We start from the raw sequence: 13,752 nt of genomic DNA on the forward strand, positions 1-13,752 counted from the left end.
CACTCAGAGATAAGAAAGGAACAGACTGTCGAGCAGCCGCGACCATCCGGACACCAGCACGAACAGGAGCAGCTTGAGCGGCAGGGAGATGGTCATGGGTGAGACCATCTGCATGCCCAACGCCAGCAGCAGGTTGGAAACGATCAAGTCGATGACAATGAAGGGGATGTAGATCAGGAAGCCGATCTCGAAACCTGCCTGCAACTGCGAAAGGACAAAGGCCGGCATCAACAGGATCAAGTCTTCGCGCTGGACCTGCTGCGCCATTTCCGCCGGCCACATGCGTGCGCTGTTTTCCTTCAGGTGGGTCAGGACATCCGGATCGGTATTGCGCTGCATGAACGTGCGCAACGGCTGGATGGCCACCAGGCCGGTCTCCTGCATGGTCTGCACGCTGCTCAAATCCAGCGGTGACGTCTTGAGCGTCTGCGCTACCTCATAGCCGACGGGCGCCATGATAAACAGCGTCGCCGCCAGGGCGATGCCATTGATCGCCATACTCGGCGGCACCTGCTGCACGCCGATGGCGTTGCGGGTAATCATCAGCACGATGACGATCTTCAAGAACGCCGTGCAGACGATCAACAACATCGGCATCAGCGACAACGACCCCAGAAACAGCGCGAGAACGAGCGGGTCGACCCCCTGGAAGGTCATCGGGAGAACACCACACGGGACAACTGCAGGCCAAGCCGCCCATCAACTTCGACCAGTTGGCCCTGGCCGATGGGCCGATCGCCATAGTAGAGCCCGGCCATGCCGGGAGCGTAACCGGTGATCCCCAACACGGCACCGGGGGCGAGGTTGCGCAACTCGCCCAGGCTCAGGTTCAGTGTGCCACAGCGTACATTGAGCGCCATGCTCAACTCATCAAATGGCTCATGACCGAATACATCCGTCACCGGTCGATCGTCCCCCGCCTCTGGGGCGTGATGAACAGCCAAATCTTCGTCCACAGTTGTTTCCTCAATTGAACTCACGGTCAGGCACAGCGGCCCGTGTGCGTCGTCAATGCGCCCGTGCAGGCGCTGCCTACCGACGGGCAAGTAACCGTTGCCCTGCACTTGAAAATAGGAGTGTTCGAGTAGCACGACGTCGCCTTCACGGACGCTGCACATCTGCGCGATCGACAAACGCAAACGCCCCAGCGTGACCGCGAGCGTCAGTTGAAACCGATCAGGCATCGGCGCGGCTGTCGGCTGCCAAGGCCCCGCCTCGCACAGTGCCAAAAAGCTCTGCGCAGACATCCACAGATAGCCCGCCACCCTGGACGCGCCAAGGCTTACCCACAGCCGGCAACCGAAGTCCAACGCGGGCACCGTGGGTGACAAACGCAGGTAGCCGAATAACGCTCGAACCTGTGGGCTCAGGTGGTGTTCAAACAAGGCCCAGAACCAGGAGTCCGGATCATTTCCAGCCTGGGCCAGTGTCACTGGGCACTGGCCCAGGAGGCTGAGTTGTGACGAAGGCTCACCGAACGCCAGGACCCCACAGGCCGTCTCAAAACACAACGGCGTGACGCCCTCCGGCGCACACGCGGGTTCAAGCTGCAACGCCCCACTCTGGCCGTCGACCTCAAACGGCATGCGTAGCCCGCCGCCCAACCGACGCAGGGCCGCGACCACGTCACCCTCGACCGCGCGCAAGGCCAGAGGTGGCATCATCATGTGCGCTCCAGGTGTACCAAATGCAGGCTGACCGGCTCGCCAACAGCCTGGGCGATCCGATCCTCGCAGCGTTGCCGCACGCCACTGAGCCAACGCGTCGTCGTGTCGTGCTCCGCGTCCAATTCAACATTCCAAGTGTTGTGTTCTCGTCGGATGCGGGCCTGGATCCGCCCCAGCCGAGGCAAGTACAGCGTCGCCTCAAGCGGCCATTGCGAAGCGCCGTGTATCCGAGGTGCCAACTGTTCGGCCAATGTCTGGATCATGCCAATCTCTGCGGCCGCGCTTCGTCCCGCCGCAGCGTGGCTCCCATAACCCTTGGGCTCACCCTCATCCACGAACAACCGGCGGAACAATTGCCCGTGTTCGTCAGGGATAACCACGCCTGCCCCTGCCTCACGCGTATCACGAAGCTCACGCGGGCGTGAACGCTCGACCTTGTCCGCCGGCACCTGCGTCACGTCTCCTCCCGAGTCAATAACCTGGCCAGCTCCTGAAGTTTTTCGACCTCGCGCAAGCAGTGGGTAACCTGCTTCTGCACGCTGCTGATGTGCACCGCCTGCTGCGTCTTTTGCTCATGCAAGGCTTGTAACTGGCCCTCTTCACGCAATGTGCCGGCCGACAGGTTGCGCTCCTGGGCGCTCCAGTCTTTCAGTGCCTTGAAGGTCATCACCTGCCCCTGGTGCTGATTGAACAATTGCGCGCATTGCCTGGCCTCTTCGAGGCGAGTGTGTTCAAGCGTCTGCTGCGCCTGCGCGATCTGTTCGAGCAGGGTTCGCTGGGCTCGTTGGGCGGCGCTCAAGGCTCGCTCGACACGATCAGCGCGATGCCGGCGCAAGCGCCGCAGCGTCTCGACTTCAGCGATGAGTGACTCAGAAGGGGACATACGCTGTCAGCTCCGTCAGTTGCTCCAGGGTCGTCGTGATAGGTGATGGCTCTCGCAGGTCCTGGCGCAAAAAACCATCGACGGACTGACGGCTGTCCACGGCCATATCGGTCAAGGCATCACTGCCGGGCTGATACTCACCCAGCTTGAGCATCAGCTCGATCTGCTGATACGCCGATAACAGACGCCGCAACGCGGTGCCGGCCCGGATATGTCCAGGCTCCGCCACATTGCTCAAAATCCTCGATAAGCTGGCCAGCACATCCACCGCCGGATAATGACCACGCTCGGCCAGCTTGCGGGATAACACGATGTGACCGTCGAGCAGTGAGCGAACCTCATCCGCCACCGGGTCGCTCATCGAGTCCTGCTCGATCAGCACCGTGTAAATGGCGGTGATGACACCGTCCCGGGTCAGCCCGGCACGCTCCACCAACCGCGGCAGCAAGCTATACACCGACGGCGGCAAGCCACCACGCCCCAGGGGTTCGCCGGCCGCCAGGCCGATCTCGCGCTGGGCTCTGGCGAACCGGGTCAGGGAGTCGATCAGTAACAACACCCGCTGGCCTTTACGTCGAAACCCTTCGGCCAGTGCGGTTGCAGTGAAGGCGGCGCGGGCGCGCTCCATGCTGGAACGGTCGGAGGTGGCACAGACCAATACGGCCTTGGCGCGCAGTGCGTCGTCCAGCTCATGATCGAGAAACTCACGCAGTTCGCGACCTCGCTCGCCAATCAGGCCGAACACAATCACATCGCAGTCCACGTTACGGGCGATCTCCGCCAACAAGGTGGTCTTGCCACAACCGGCACCCGCAAACAGTCCTACGCGCTGGCCCTCCCCCAGGGTCAACAGGCCATCGATCGAACGCACCCCCGTGGCAAGCGCCCGATTGATCCTCGGCCGCTCAGTCGGCAACGGTGCTTCGCACAACACCGTGCTGGCATCGAGCATGTCGCTTGCGACAAAGGCACTGGGACCGTCACCCGCAATAGGTCGACCAAATCCATCCAGCACCTGCCCCAGCAGCGCCTCGCTGACTTGCACCCGGTGCGGCACACCCAGGCGCTCGACACTGGCACCTACACGCACACCCTCCAGGTTGCCCAGGGCGCTGAGCACAGCGTCCTGCTGATCGAACCCGATGATTTCGGCCAGCATGCAATCACCCGGTTTTTTCTCCACCTGGCACAAGTCGCCAATACGTGCGTCGGGCAACCGGCATTGCAGCAGCATGCCGTTTACACGCTGTATCCGACCGCGCATCGAAACGGGCGCAAAGCGGGTCAATGCTTGTGACTGGCTCAACCGCCATGATTCCAGGCGCGCCTGTATCGAGTCGTTCACCAGCGCACCTCATAACGTTGCGTACCGTCAAAAATCACTTTGTGGTTATCGATCAACACCAGCCGCAAGCCATCCAATTCGTCGCCCACGAACAACCGGAGTCCGTCCTCCAGCACGACGTGGCCGCTGGCGCCCCCCACGATCTGGAGGATCTTGAATGGGAGCGTGTTGTCGCGTACCTGCACGCGGCTGATCACTGGCACGGCGGTGTCGAACTGCTCGGCGAAACGGCTGAGCATGCGTGCGACCAGCTCGACGTCTTCCTGGGAAACATCACCGTTGAGGACAATCTGGCCATTGATCACTTGCAAGCTGACCCGCTGGGCCAACTCGCGCTCGCTGAGCATCTTCAACAACTGCTGTCGCGCCTCGAAGGGTGAACCCAACTCCTGTTTTTGCTCAACGGGCGGCATCAGCGACGCTTGTGCCCCGCGCCCCGCTGTCGAGACGATACCGATTGCAACGATGACCACGGCGCACAGCAACACCAGGCTGATCAAACGCTTCTGTTGCGACGTAGAGATCGAAGACAGCAACAGCCGCCTGGCGGGCTCGGGTATCGGCGCCACCTGCGCTGGCCTGTCAACCGGCGCCTGCGGCCAAGGCTGATCGGCAGGCGCCACACACAAGCGAACGGCACCGATCACAAAAGGCGTGTTGAGGGCCAGGTTGCCGATCTGCGCCAGCACTTGCCCATCGCTGTCTTGCAATAGCCCCGCTTCGGCCTGGACCGACCAATGCCCGTCGATCAACTGCAAGCGTGCGTGGTGCTCGGTGATACCCGGGTCCCTTAACAACAGGTCGGCGTCCGCGTGGGCGCCAAGGCTCCATTGCTCGCCAAACAACGGCAGAGCGGCGCCTTTTTGCAGACCCTCCAGCACCCGCAGCTCGAACATCATCGCACCTGTCGCGTCAGCATTAACGGCGGGGTCATGCCAACGCCCCGCGCATCAATTCGTCCTGGCCCAGATCAAAACGCCCCAGCACCTTGACCTTGGAGGTACTCCCCAACTCGGCAAAAGACAGCACCGGCACATGGCTGAATTCGTCCAGCAGCAAGGTGCGCAAGGGGCTGCGTAGATCCTGTGCCACCAGCATCACGCTCTTGCTCTTAGGACGCGCCACAAATGCCTGGTTGAGCAGGTTGATCAGGGCCGCACTGCTCTCGTTGTCGAGGGCAAAGAACACTCCGCTCTGGGTTTGGCGCAGCGCTTCGCGCAGGATGTTTTCAGTGTGGGGCGACAGCAGCCAGGCATGCAGGCCATCGGGCTCGCTGTACTGATGGTAGATCTGCGCCTTGAGCGCAATGCGTGCGTAATCGGCCAAGGCATCCGGCTCGCGTTCGTGCTGGCCGTACTCGATCAATGACTCGACGATCAAACGCACCGCACGCAACGGCACGCCTTCGCCGGCCAAGCGCTGCAACACCGACGAAAACCGCGAAAGCGGCATGATACGTTGCAGTTCCTGCACCAGTTCCGGCTGGTTGTGCTCCAGCCAACTGAGGATCGCCTTGCTTTCCTGGATACCCAGGAACCGTGGCCCGCTCAGCATCATCGCTCGCGTCATACGCTCGATGATCAGGCTCTGGGCACTGAAACGCTCGACCAGGGGATCGTCCAGCAAGGGATCATCGGGAGCGAGCCACAACCAGTCCTGTTCATCGCGCTCGGGAAGCCCTCTTTCGCCTCGCTCCAACGGAGGTGTCAGCGACGCGTATTCGACTGCTATCCGATCGCTCAGGGTCGCCGCCATCACCGGCACCTCATGCACGCAAAAGCGCATCTCGTCGGGCGCCAGCAAGTCATCGAATTCGGCTTCAAACGGCGGCAGCGTCAAACCGATACTCGTGACCAGTGCATTTCGGGCCTGGCGGATTTTATGAACGATATCGATGACCTGCGGCGTTGCGTACAACGTCGGGTGGAACTGCAACAGATACGGGCGCGACGGATCAAAGCCGCGCAGGTCTTCGTCGCCGTTCTCCTCGGGGCGCACCACCTTTTCAGCCTGAGCCGGCGGGGCAGCCTCGCGCTGTCGCTGACGCGCCAGGTAGTAGCCCAGGCTGCCGGTCATCAGCGAGATCAGAATAAACACCACCGTGGGCATGCCAGGGAGCGCGGCGAAAGCAAGCATGCCCACCGAGGCGATCATCCAGCTCTTGGGCTCACTGGTCATCTGCCGGGCAATTTCGGCGCCCATGTTATTCGCGCCCTTGCGTCCATCCGGTGCCACACGGGTAATGATCATGCCGGCGGTCAGGGAGATCAGCAGCGCGGGAATCTGTGCGATCAGGCCATCGCCAATGGTCAGCACCGAATACAACGCCATCGACTCACCCGCACTCATCCCATGCTGGAATATCCCGGTGGAGAAACCACCCAGCAGGTTGATGAGCACGATGATCAACCCGGCAATAGCGTCGCCTTTGACGAATTTCATGGCGCCGTCCATGGCCCCGAACAGCTGGCTTTCACGGGACAACTGCTCGCGTTTATCCCGCGCCTGCCCTCCGTCGATCAGCCCCGCGCGCAAATCACTGTCGATCGACATCTGCTTGCCCGGCATCGCATCCAGGCTGAAGCGGGCAGCGACTTCAGCGACCCGTTCGGAGCCCTTGGTAATCACCAGGAAGTTGACGAGAGTGAGGATCAGGAAAATCACCAGGCCAACCGCCAGGTTACCGCCCACCACAAAATTCCCGAAGGCTTCGACAATGTCACCCGCATCCTGCTCCAGCAGGATCAAACGCGTGGTGGCGATCGACAGTGCCAGGCGAAACATAGTGGTCAGCAGCAAAATCGATGGGAACGATGAGAACGCCAACGGCCCAGGCAGGTACAGCGCCAGCACGATCAGCAGACAGGAAATACAGATATTGAGTGCAATCAGGATATCCACCAACCAGGTGGGCAACGGCACGATAAAGATAAACACGATGGCCATGACCACCACCGCGCCTAACACCTCAGCACGCTGCGCCACCTTGAGCAGCACAGCGTTGATGGAGGCCAGCACCGTCACTGCTGGCTCCTCGACTCGCTCTCGAAGTGCGAATGACCGCGCTCGGCACGGGTGAATTCGTCCATCACCAGCAAGATGTTGTGCAGAGCCTCTTGACGCCCGCGGCCGTCACGCCACAAGGCCAGGGGCAAACGCTGCATCACCGGGTACAAGCCATTGAGAGACACCAACTGGGCAGCCGGTAGCGCGCCACCAAAATCGCAGGCCAGCCGCTGGACTTCTGCCGATTCGATACCAGTGCCGGCGTAGCCCAACAGCCGTTGCAGCAGGCTCACCGCATCCAGCCCGGTATCCAGGCGCCGGATCAACGCCTGGCAATTGGATAACGCCCCGCCCAGCTGGCTACAGCTCTGCAGACCCAGTAGCAAGGTGCGCAGTTGCGCCGTGGGGACCGAGGGCGTGTGTGCGGCGATATCGTCGGCCAAGGCCCGGCGCATCAGGTTGAGCCCGGCGCCAAACTGCTCGCCACCGTACACCCCGAGCAGCGATTGCATCATCAACACCAAGGATTGGCGCATGACCACACTGGCGTAATACAACGCACGCACCGCCTGGCGTTCCTGCGGGTCATCGCTGGCGTGCTGCAGGGTCAGTGCGATATTCAGCCCGGCCTGGATTTCCCGCTTGAAGCGGATTTCCAGCTTCGCGATTGCATCTCGCGCCAGGGCGGCCTCGACCTTGCGCGCTTCGGCTTGCGCCTCGGCCGCCACGCGCTGGAGAACCACAAACGTGCGTGCCGGATCACGACCGGTCAGCTCAAGCAATGTGTCGATACCCGACTGCTGCAACAGTTGCATCCGCACGTGACGAGCGACGGTTGCCAATGTCGCCTGGCCAGGATGACCCAGCTGTTCATAGAGCTGAGTGATCTGCTCGATCGGTGCGACCTGCCGTCCAATCGACCGACGGCCCAGGGCGATGCCATTGAGCGCCACTTCCTCGCTGAATATCTGGGCAATGTCGTCGATACCCGCTGCACCGGCCTGCGTTTGAGCGGCGCTGATGCGGGGTTGATCCGTGGTCGGGATCGCTTGCACATCGTTGAAGGGTTCGACTTTCATGGGCGGGCCAGGACAGGAAGTTTGTGTCCCTATGTGGCAAGCGCTCGCCATACAGTTCCATCGAAATCACCCCTGCGGCATTTTTGAAAAGACCCGCACAACGGCGTCCGGTCTTTTTGCAAGCAACTGCACAAGACCCGGTGGGAATAAATATATTTTTATTTAAAAATCAATGAATTAAGTAATTTTTTCCTTTGGCACAGCCAGTGCAAAAGGGGTTCACGTCGAAACCACTTCGACCGTGTCCACCCTGAGGAAAAAATCATGGATATCCCTATTGGTGCCCTCGCTCACCTTGTTGGCAGCTCGCCGCAATTCATGCTCCACCTGACGGACGACCAGCAAAAAAAACTTCGGCGCTTCATTCATAAACGCGTGCTCAACCCGGAAGATGCGGACGATCTTCTGCAACTCACCTACCTGGAAGCCTGGCGCAATCGGGAGCGCTACAGCGGCCAGGCGACACTCAGCACCTGGATGTGTGGAATCGCGCAAAACCTGATTCGCAACCACTTCAGGCGCCTGTATGCCAAACCGGTACATTGCGAATTCGACGAGGCGCTGTGGCATGGCCAGGAAGACAGCCGCAACCTGGACTGGGAGTTCGAGATCAATCGCCGACTGGAGAAAACCCTCATAGCCATAAAGGGCCTGCCGCAGGAAATGCGCAAAACCCTATATGCCTCACTGGAGACCGATGGCAGCTATCAGGACACCGCCGACGCGCTGGACATCCCCATCGGCACTGTTCGCTCGCGCTTGTCGCGGGCACGTGAACAACTCAAGCGCGTTACCCATACGCCATTGCGACCTTAAGCCAGGCTAGCTGGCAATTGTTGGGCGACAGGGATATCAGCCCAACTCGATCAAGCCTTTTCATGTGCGACGGCAAGAACGCCCGCCCCCCAGGCAATGACGAGAACGCGGGCAGCCTGTACACGCATCCCCTGTTGCGAGATTTCCCAGGCGCCCGGCCCTGGTCGTGCTCATCCCGCCAAAACCGCGCATCAGCCTGCCCTCTCATATTCGGTCTTCACCGATATAAGCCCGCCGGCCAACCCACCACTCGTCGCCGTTTAGCCTATTTTTCGTTAAACAGTTGAAAGCGTAGAAAAAATCTCAATAAAAATGCTTGACGCATTCCCGTTCTGCGCGAATAATGCGCGCCACTTGGCTACATAGCTCAGTTGGTTAGAGCATAGCATTCATAATGCTGGGGTCCGGGGTTCAAGTCCCTGTGTAGCCACCAAGTACTAAAAACGGCTTACCGAAAGGTAGGCCGTTTTTTTATGCCTGTCGAAAAGTACTGAGGCATACTCGCTGCGGTCCAGAGCCCACACCCTAGCCTTGAGCGCAGCCGGTAGCCCATTCATGAGCCTCAACGTATTCGTCATCATCCTCCTGGGTGCGGCACTTCACGCCACCTGGAATGCCGTCGTCAAAGGTGGCGCCGACAAGCTCTTGACCACCTGCATGATCGCCTCAGTCGCCTCGCTGATCGCGTTGACGGCCGTCCCGTTCCTGGAGCCTCCGGCGAGAGACAGCTGGCTGTTCATAGGCGCATCAGTGATTTTCCAAGTGCTGTATTTCGCCCTGGTCGCCTCGACCTACCGCCTGGCCGACATGAGCCAGACCTACCCGATCATGCGCGGTACCGCGCCACTGCTGGTGGCGACGGTGAGCGTGCTGGTGTTGTCCGAGTCGTTGTCGGCATTTGCCTGGCTCGGAATCGCCGTCATCTCCCTCGGCATCCTGAGCATGGCCACCGTCCCTTCGGCAGGTCAGAGAAAGGGCATGGTCCTGGCCTTGATCAATGCCGGCGTGATCGCGGGCTACACCCTGATCGATGGGGTTGGCGTGCGCAAATCCGGCGCGCCGGCGGCGTACACCCTGTGGATATTCCTGCTGACCGGCATTCCGCTTTTCGCATGGGCCCTGGCCACACGACGCGGCGTATTTCGTGACTACGTCAAGCGCCACTGGCACCTTGGCGTGGTGGGCGGCTTCGGCACGGTCGCATCCTATGGCCTGGCCCTGTGGGCGATGACTGCCGCACCGATCGCGACAGTGTCGGCACTCCGGGAAACCTCCATCCTGTTCGGCGTGGTGATCTGCGCATGGGTACTCAAAGAGCATGTGACGCGGGCGCGCATCCTCGCCGCCTGCATCATTGCCGCCGGGGCGATGGTATTGCGCTTGGGCTGAGCGTAGCTCATGCGCTCAAAAAAACTCCGTATCTGTATTTTGACGCTCTCCGGGCCCACTGTTAGTGTCCTGCCTCCCCTGCACGGAGTGGTCACGATGAAATTGGATATCTACCAGGTCGACGCTTTCAGCCAACAACCCTTCGGCGGCAACGCGGCGGCGGTCTGCCCGCTGACGGAATGGCTGACCGATGAGCAATTGCACAATATCGCCGCCGAGAACAACCTCTCGGAAACCGCATTCTTCGTGCCCCGCGACGGGTTTTATGAATTGCGCTGGCTTACTCCGGAAGTCGAAGTGGACCTGTGCGGACACGCCACGCTGGCGGCGGCGTGGGTGTTGATTCACCAGTTGGCGGGTGCACCTGATGTGTTGCGCTTTGCCACCCGCAGCGGCGAGTTGCGCGTGACGCGCAATGGCGACGAACTGGCGATGGACTTCCCTGCCAAGCAACCCGAGCGCTGTGAGCCGCCGGCCGGAATGTTGGACGCATTGGGGATTGAGCACGCCGAGGTGTATGGCACTGATGACTACATCGTGCTGGTGGACGACGAAACCCAGGTCGCCGCGCTGACGCCAGACTTCGCCCGCCTCAAGGGCCTGCCCAGACGCGGCATTGCAGTAACGGCCAAAAGCACGCGGTTTGATTTCATTTCCCGCTGGTTCGGCCCGAACGTCGGTATCAATGAAGACCCTGTCACCGGCTCTGCGCACTCCTCGCTGACGCCGTTTTGGGCCGAGCGCCTGGGCAAGTCGCAATTGACCGCCGAACAGGGAGGCAAGCGCCGTGGGCAACTGCGTTGCGAACTCAAGGGCGACCGCGTGATTATCGCCGGGTACGCGGCGCTCTATCTGAAAGGTACGATTTTCCTGTAAAAGCATTCACCCAAGGACAACAGATCATTCTCACAATGAACGGAGTTCAGCGCGTGCTTTCGATTTCCCGCCGTCAACTGTCAATGGTTGCCGCAGCCCTCGCCCTGGCCGGCTGTCACACCCCCGTCAATGAACAGCCTCCGGCACCGGAGCTGGGGTCGGGCTACCGCACCGATCTTGCGACGCAACACGCCCAGCGCCACATGGCCGCCGCCGCCAACCCGTTGGCGGCCGAAGCCGGGCGCGAGATGTTGCGCCAAGGGGGCTCGGCCATCGATGCGGCGATCGCAATGCAGGCGGTGCTGACCCTGGTGGAGCCGCAGTCGTCCGGCATCGGCGGCGGCGCGTTCATCATGCTCTGGGATGGGAAAACCGTGCACGCGTATGACGGCCGCGAAACGGCGCCGTCGGGTGCAACCGAGCGGTTGTTCTTGAAGGCCGACGGCACGCCCATGGCATTTCCCGAGGCGCAGATCGGTGGGCGCTCGGTCGGCACGCCGGGCGTCTTGCGCGCACTGGAGATGGCACACAAGAAAACCGGCCACCTGCAATGGGCCAAGTTATTCGAGCCGGCCATTCGGTTGTCGGAGCAAGGCTTCGCGATTTCTCCACGCTTGCACGCGCTGATTGCCGCCGACCGCTACATCCCGCAGTCGCCTGACATGGCGGCCTACTTCCTGAATGCCGATGGCACACCTAAAGCCACCGGTACGCTGTTGAAAAACCCGGCACTGGCGAACGTATTCAAACGCATTGCCAAGGAAGGACCGGACGCGCTGTACCACGGCCCGATCGCCGACGAGATCGCACGCAAGGTCCAGGGCAATCGCAATGCGGGCAGCCTGTCGCAGGCTGACCTCAAGAGCTACGCCGCCAAGGAACGCACGCCACTGTGCACCGACTACAAGCAGTACCAGGTGTGCGGCATGCCGCCGCCATCCTCGGGCGGAATCGCGGTTGCGCAAATCCTCGGCACATTGCAGGCCGTGGAAGCCCGCGATCCTCGCCTGGCCATCGCACCGATGACACCCGTGAAAAGCGCATCGCCCGCCGGTCTTGAGCCCACCCCGGAAGCCGTGCATCTGCTCGCGGAAGCCGGTCGCCTGGCTTTTGCCGACCGCGCACTGTATGTAGCGGATTCAGACTTCACCCCCGTCCCGGTCGCGGGCCTCGTCGCGCCGAGTTATCTGGCACAACGCGCGACGCTGATCGGCGAACGCAGCATGGGCATCGCCAAACCGGGCCAACCCGCGGGTATCCAGGTGGCGTACGCGCCGGACCGCTCGCCACTGCGCATCTCCACCTCGCAAGTGGTGGCAGTGGACGACCTCGGCGGTGCCGTATCGATGACCACCACGGTGGAAGCGGCGTTCGGTTCGCACGTGATGGTCCAGGGCTTTTTGTTGAACAACCAGATGACTGACTTCTCGTTCATCCCCGAAGAAAACGGCCAGCCGGTGGCCAACCGGGTCGAGCCGGGAAAACGCCCGCGCTCGGCCATGGCGCCGACCTTGGTGTTCGACCGCAAGAGCGGTGAGTTGCTGGCCGCGGTGGGTTCACCGGGCGGCTCACAGATCATCGAATACGTGAGCAAATCCCTGGTGGCAATGCTCGACTGGAAGCTCGACCCGCAAGCCGCCATCAACCTGCCCAACTTCGGCAGCCGCAATGGCGCGACCGAACTGGAGGCCGGCCTGTTCAGCCAGGGATTGAAACAGGCGTTAAAGGACAAAGGCCACACGTTGAGCGAGATTGATATGACCAGCGGCATCCAGGCCATCGTGCGCACGCGGGATGCCCAGGGCAAGACGACGCTGAGCGGCGGCGCGGACCCTCGACGCGAAGGCGAAGCGCTCGGCGACTAACTTTTTCAACGGAGAGATGCTGTGCAGCAGGCAGACAATCTCGGCGCCATACCCGGCGTCGACCATGGTTTTTGCTCGATCAACGATCCGCTACGGCCAGAAGGCGTTTTCATCTGCAAGCAGGTGCACAGCGCCTCGGTGGTTGAATGGCAGGCCGATCAGGTGACCAACACCATTGAGGCGGATGGCGTGTTCACCCGCGCACATCAGCCGATTGCGGTGATTACAGCCGATTGCCTGCCGGTGCTTATCGCCTCCAAAAACGGCGCAATGGTTGCCGCTGTGCATGGCGGCTGGAAGGGCTTGCAGGGCGGGATCATCGAAAACGCGGTGCAACGCTTTGCCGCCGAAGGCATCGCCGTGGACCAGTTGCGGGTAGCCATCGGGCCGTCGATCAAGCCCTGCTGTTATGAGGTGAGTGAGGGGTTTATCGGGCAGTTCCAGATGGATCAAGGCCACCTGTGGCGTGATGGCTTGGCACCATGGCGCTTTACGCAACCGTCGCCATTGCTGCCATCCGAGATTGCACCGCCGTATGCCAGGCAAGCGGGAAGCGCCTGGTTTGATTTGAGCGGGTATGGGGTGATGCTTCTGCTGGCGGCGGGGCTTAAGCGTGAGCAGATCGAAGTCAGTGAGGTGTGCACTTATTGCACATCGCCCACGTTCGCCAGCTATCGCCGAAGGACTCATAACCCGCAGGAGGCGAAGACGTTGATCTATTCGTGGATAGCTCGCTCAGGTCGGTGAGAGAGCACTTACAAACGATATTCTCAAGTCTCTCTCAGGCTCGTAAGCATAGAACCACGTGATGTCTTGCGCTGAAACG

At 61.2% G+C, this 13,752-nt stretch carries 13 protein-coding genes and 1 tRNA gene; 6 read left to right on the forward strand and 8 right to left on the reverse strand.

Annotated elements, in window-relative coordinates; all coding sequences use genetic code 11:
* Window positions 1–3: 3 nt before the first annotated feature.
* Genes sctR through sctW form a run of 8 tightly spaced genes read right to left on the reverse strand, consistent with a single transcriptional unit; the run spans window position 4 to window position 7,980 of the window.
* Entirely contained in the window at window positions 4–657 is a 654-nt protein-coding gene (gene sctR / locus EXW71_RS12285; protein ID WP_123714451.1) for a type III secretion system export apparatus subunit SctR, read from the reverse strand.
* Window positions 654–1,667, reverse strand: a complete 1,014-nt coding sequence (locus EXW71_RS12290) for a FliM/FliN family flagellar motor switch protein (protein ID WP_134658858.1) — start codon at window positions 1,665–1,667, stop codon at window positions 654–656. Before EXW71_RS12290 ends, sctR begins: the two co-directional genes overlap by 4 nt.
* Entirely contained in the window at window positions 1,664–2,125 is a 462-nt protein-coding gene (locus EXW71_RS12295) for a type III secretion system HrpP C-terminal domain-containing protein (RefSeq protein ID WP_134658860.1), read from the reverse strand. Before EXW71_RS12295 ends, EXW71_RS12290 begins: the two co-directional genes overlap by 4 nt.
* Window positions 2,122–2,550 (reverse strand): YscO family type III secretion system apparatus protein, encoded by a 429-nt coding sequence (locus tag EXW71_RS12300; RefSeq protein WP_134658862.1) that lies wholly within the window; start codon window positions 2,548–2,550, stop codon window positions 2,122–2,124. The genes EXW71_RS12295 and EXW71_RS12300 overlap by 4 nt, the downstream gene beginning before the upstream one ends.
* The gene (locus EXW71_RS12305; RefSeq protein ID WP_134658864.1) at window positions 2,537–3,895 is read right to left on the reverse strand and encodes a FliI/YscN family ATPase; all 1,359 of its coding nucleotides are present in this window, start codon (window positions 3,893–3,895) and stop codon (window positions 2,537–2,539) included. Before EXW71_RS12305 ends, EXW71_RS12300 begins: the two co-directional genes overlap by 14 nt.
* On the reverse strand, window positions 3,892–4,791 hold the full coding sequence (locus EXW71_RS12310) for an FHA domain-containing protein (RefSeq protein WP_177421587.1): 900 nt from the start codon (window positions 4,789–4,791) through the stop codon (window positions 3,892–3,894). The genes EXW71_RS12305 and EXW71_RS12310 overlap by 4 nt, the downstream gene beginning before the upstream one ends.
* Window positions 4,792–4,825: 34 nt before the next feature.
* The gene (gene sctV, locus EXW71_RS12315; protein ID WP_134658868.1) at window positions 4,826–6,919 is read right to left on the reverse strand and encodes a type III secretion system export apparatus subunit SctV; all 2,094 of its coding nucleotides are present in this window, start codon (window positions 6,917–6,919) and stop codon (window positions 4,826–4,828) included.
* On the reverse strand, window positions 6,916–7,980 hold the full coding sequence (gene sctW / locus EXW71_RS12320; protein ID WP_134658870.1) for a type III secretion system gatekeeper subunit SctW: 1,065 nt from the start codon (window positions 7,978–7,980) through the stop codon (window positions 6,916–6,918). The genes sctV and sctW overlap by 4 nt, the downstream gene beginning before the upstream one ends.
* Window positions 7,981–8,244: 264 nt before the next feature.
* On the opposite strand from sctW, the gene EXW71_RS12325 reads away from it, so the two are divergent.
* The 6 genes from EXW71_RS12325 to pgeF all read left to right on the forward strand — a co-directional run bounded on the left by EXW71_RS12325 (window position 8,245) and on the right by pgeF (window position 13,673).
* Window positions 8,245–8,796, forward strand: a complete 552-nt coding sequence (locus EXW71_RS12325; protein WP_123714444.1) for an RNA polymerase sigma factor — start codon at window positions 8,245–8,247, stop codon at window positions 8,794–8,796.
* A gap of 356 nt (window positions 8,797–9,152) precedes the next feature.
* Window positions 9,153–9,229 (forward strand) — tRNA-Met (locus EXW71_RS12330).
* A 122-nt stretch (window positions 9,230–9,351) separates the two neighbouring features.
* Window positions 9,352–10,185, forward strand: coding sequence for a DMT family transporter (locus EXW71_RS12335; RefSeq protein ID WP_134658872.1), 834 nt, complete (start codon window positions 9,352–9,354; stop codon window positions 10,183–10,185).
* A gap of 96 nt (window positions 10,186–10,281) precedes the next feature.
* Window positions 10,282–11,061 (forward strand): PhzF family phenazine biosynthesis protein, encoded by a 780-nt coding sequence (locus EXW71_RS12340; RefSeq protein WP_134658874.1) that lies wholly within the window; start codon window positions 10,282–10,284, stop codon window positions 11,059–11,061.
* Window positions 11,062–11,096: 35 nt separating this feature from the next.
* On the forward strand, window positions 11,097–12,926 hold the full coding sequence (ggt, locus tag EXW71_RS12345) for a gamma-glutamyltransferase (RefSeq protein WP_134658876.1): 1,830 nt from the start codon (window positions 11,097–11,099) through the stop codon (window positions 12,924–12,926).
* A 21-nt stretch (window positions 12,927–12,947) separates the two neighbouring features.
* The gene (gene pgeF / locus EXW71_RS12350) at window positions 12,948–13,673 is read left to right on the forward strand and encodes a peptidoglycan editing factor PgeF (protein ID WP_134658878.1); all 726 of its coding nucleotides are present in this window, start codon (window positions 12,948–12,950) and stop codon (window positions 13,671–13,673) included.
* Window positions 13,674–13,752: the final 79 nt, after the last annotated feature.

This window comes from Pseudomonas sp. BCA17 (genome assembly GCF_004519405.1).
Classification (GTDB): Bacteria; Pseudomonadota; Gammaproteobacteria; order Pseudomonadales; family Pseudomonadaceae; genus Aquipseudomonas.

What these genes read in the sequence shown, in the direction of transcription:
- sctR (WP_123714451.1), bottom strand. Translation starts at nt 657, where the DNA reads ATGACCTTCCAGGGGGTCGACCCGCTCGTTCTCGCGCTGTTTCTGGGG.
- EXW71_RS12290 (WP_134658858.1), bottom strand. Translation starts at nt 1,667, where the DNA reads ATGATGATGCCACCTCTGGCCTTGCGCGCGGTCGAGGGTGACGTGGTC.
- EXW71_RS12300 (WP_134658862.1), bottom strand. Translation starts at nt 2,550, where the DNA reads ATGTCCCCTTCTGAGTCACTCATCGCTGAAGTCGAGACGCTGCGGCGC.
- EXW71_RS12310 (WP_177421587.1), bottom strand. Translation starts at nt 4,791, where the DNA reads ATGTTCGAGCTGCGGGTGCTGGAGGGTCTGCAAAAAGGCGCCGCTCTG.
- sctW (WP_134658870.1), bottom strand. Translation starts at nt 7,980, where the DNA reads ATGAAAGTCGAACCCTTCAACGATGTGCAAGCGATCCCGACCACGGAT.
- EXW71_RS12325 (WP_123714444.1), top strand. Translation starts at nt 8,245, where the DNA reads ATGGATATCCCTATTGGTGCCCTCGCTCACCTTGTTGGCAGCTCGCCG.
- EXW71_RS12335 (WP_134658872.1), top strand. Translation starts at nt 9,352, where the DNA reads ATGAGCCTCAACGTATTCGTCATCATCCTCCTGGGTGCGGCACTTCAC.
- EXW71_RS12340 (WP_134658874.1), top strand. Translation starts at nt 10,282, where the DNA reads ATGAAATTGGATATCTACCAGGTCGACGCTTTCAGCCAACAACCCTTC.
- ggt (WP_134658876.1), top strand. Translation starts at nt 11,097, where the DNA reads ATGAACGGAGTTCAGCGCGTGCTTTCGATTTCCCGCCGTCAACTGTCA.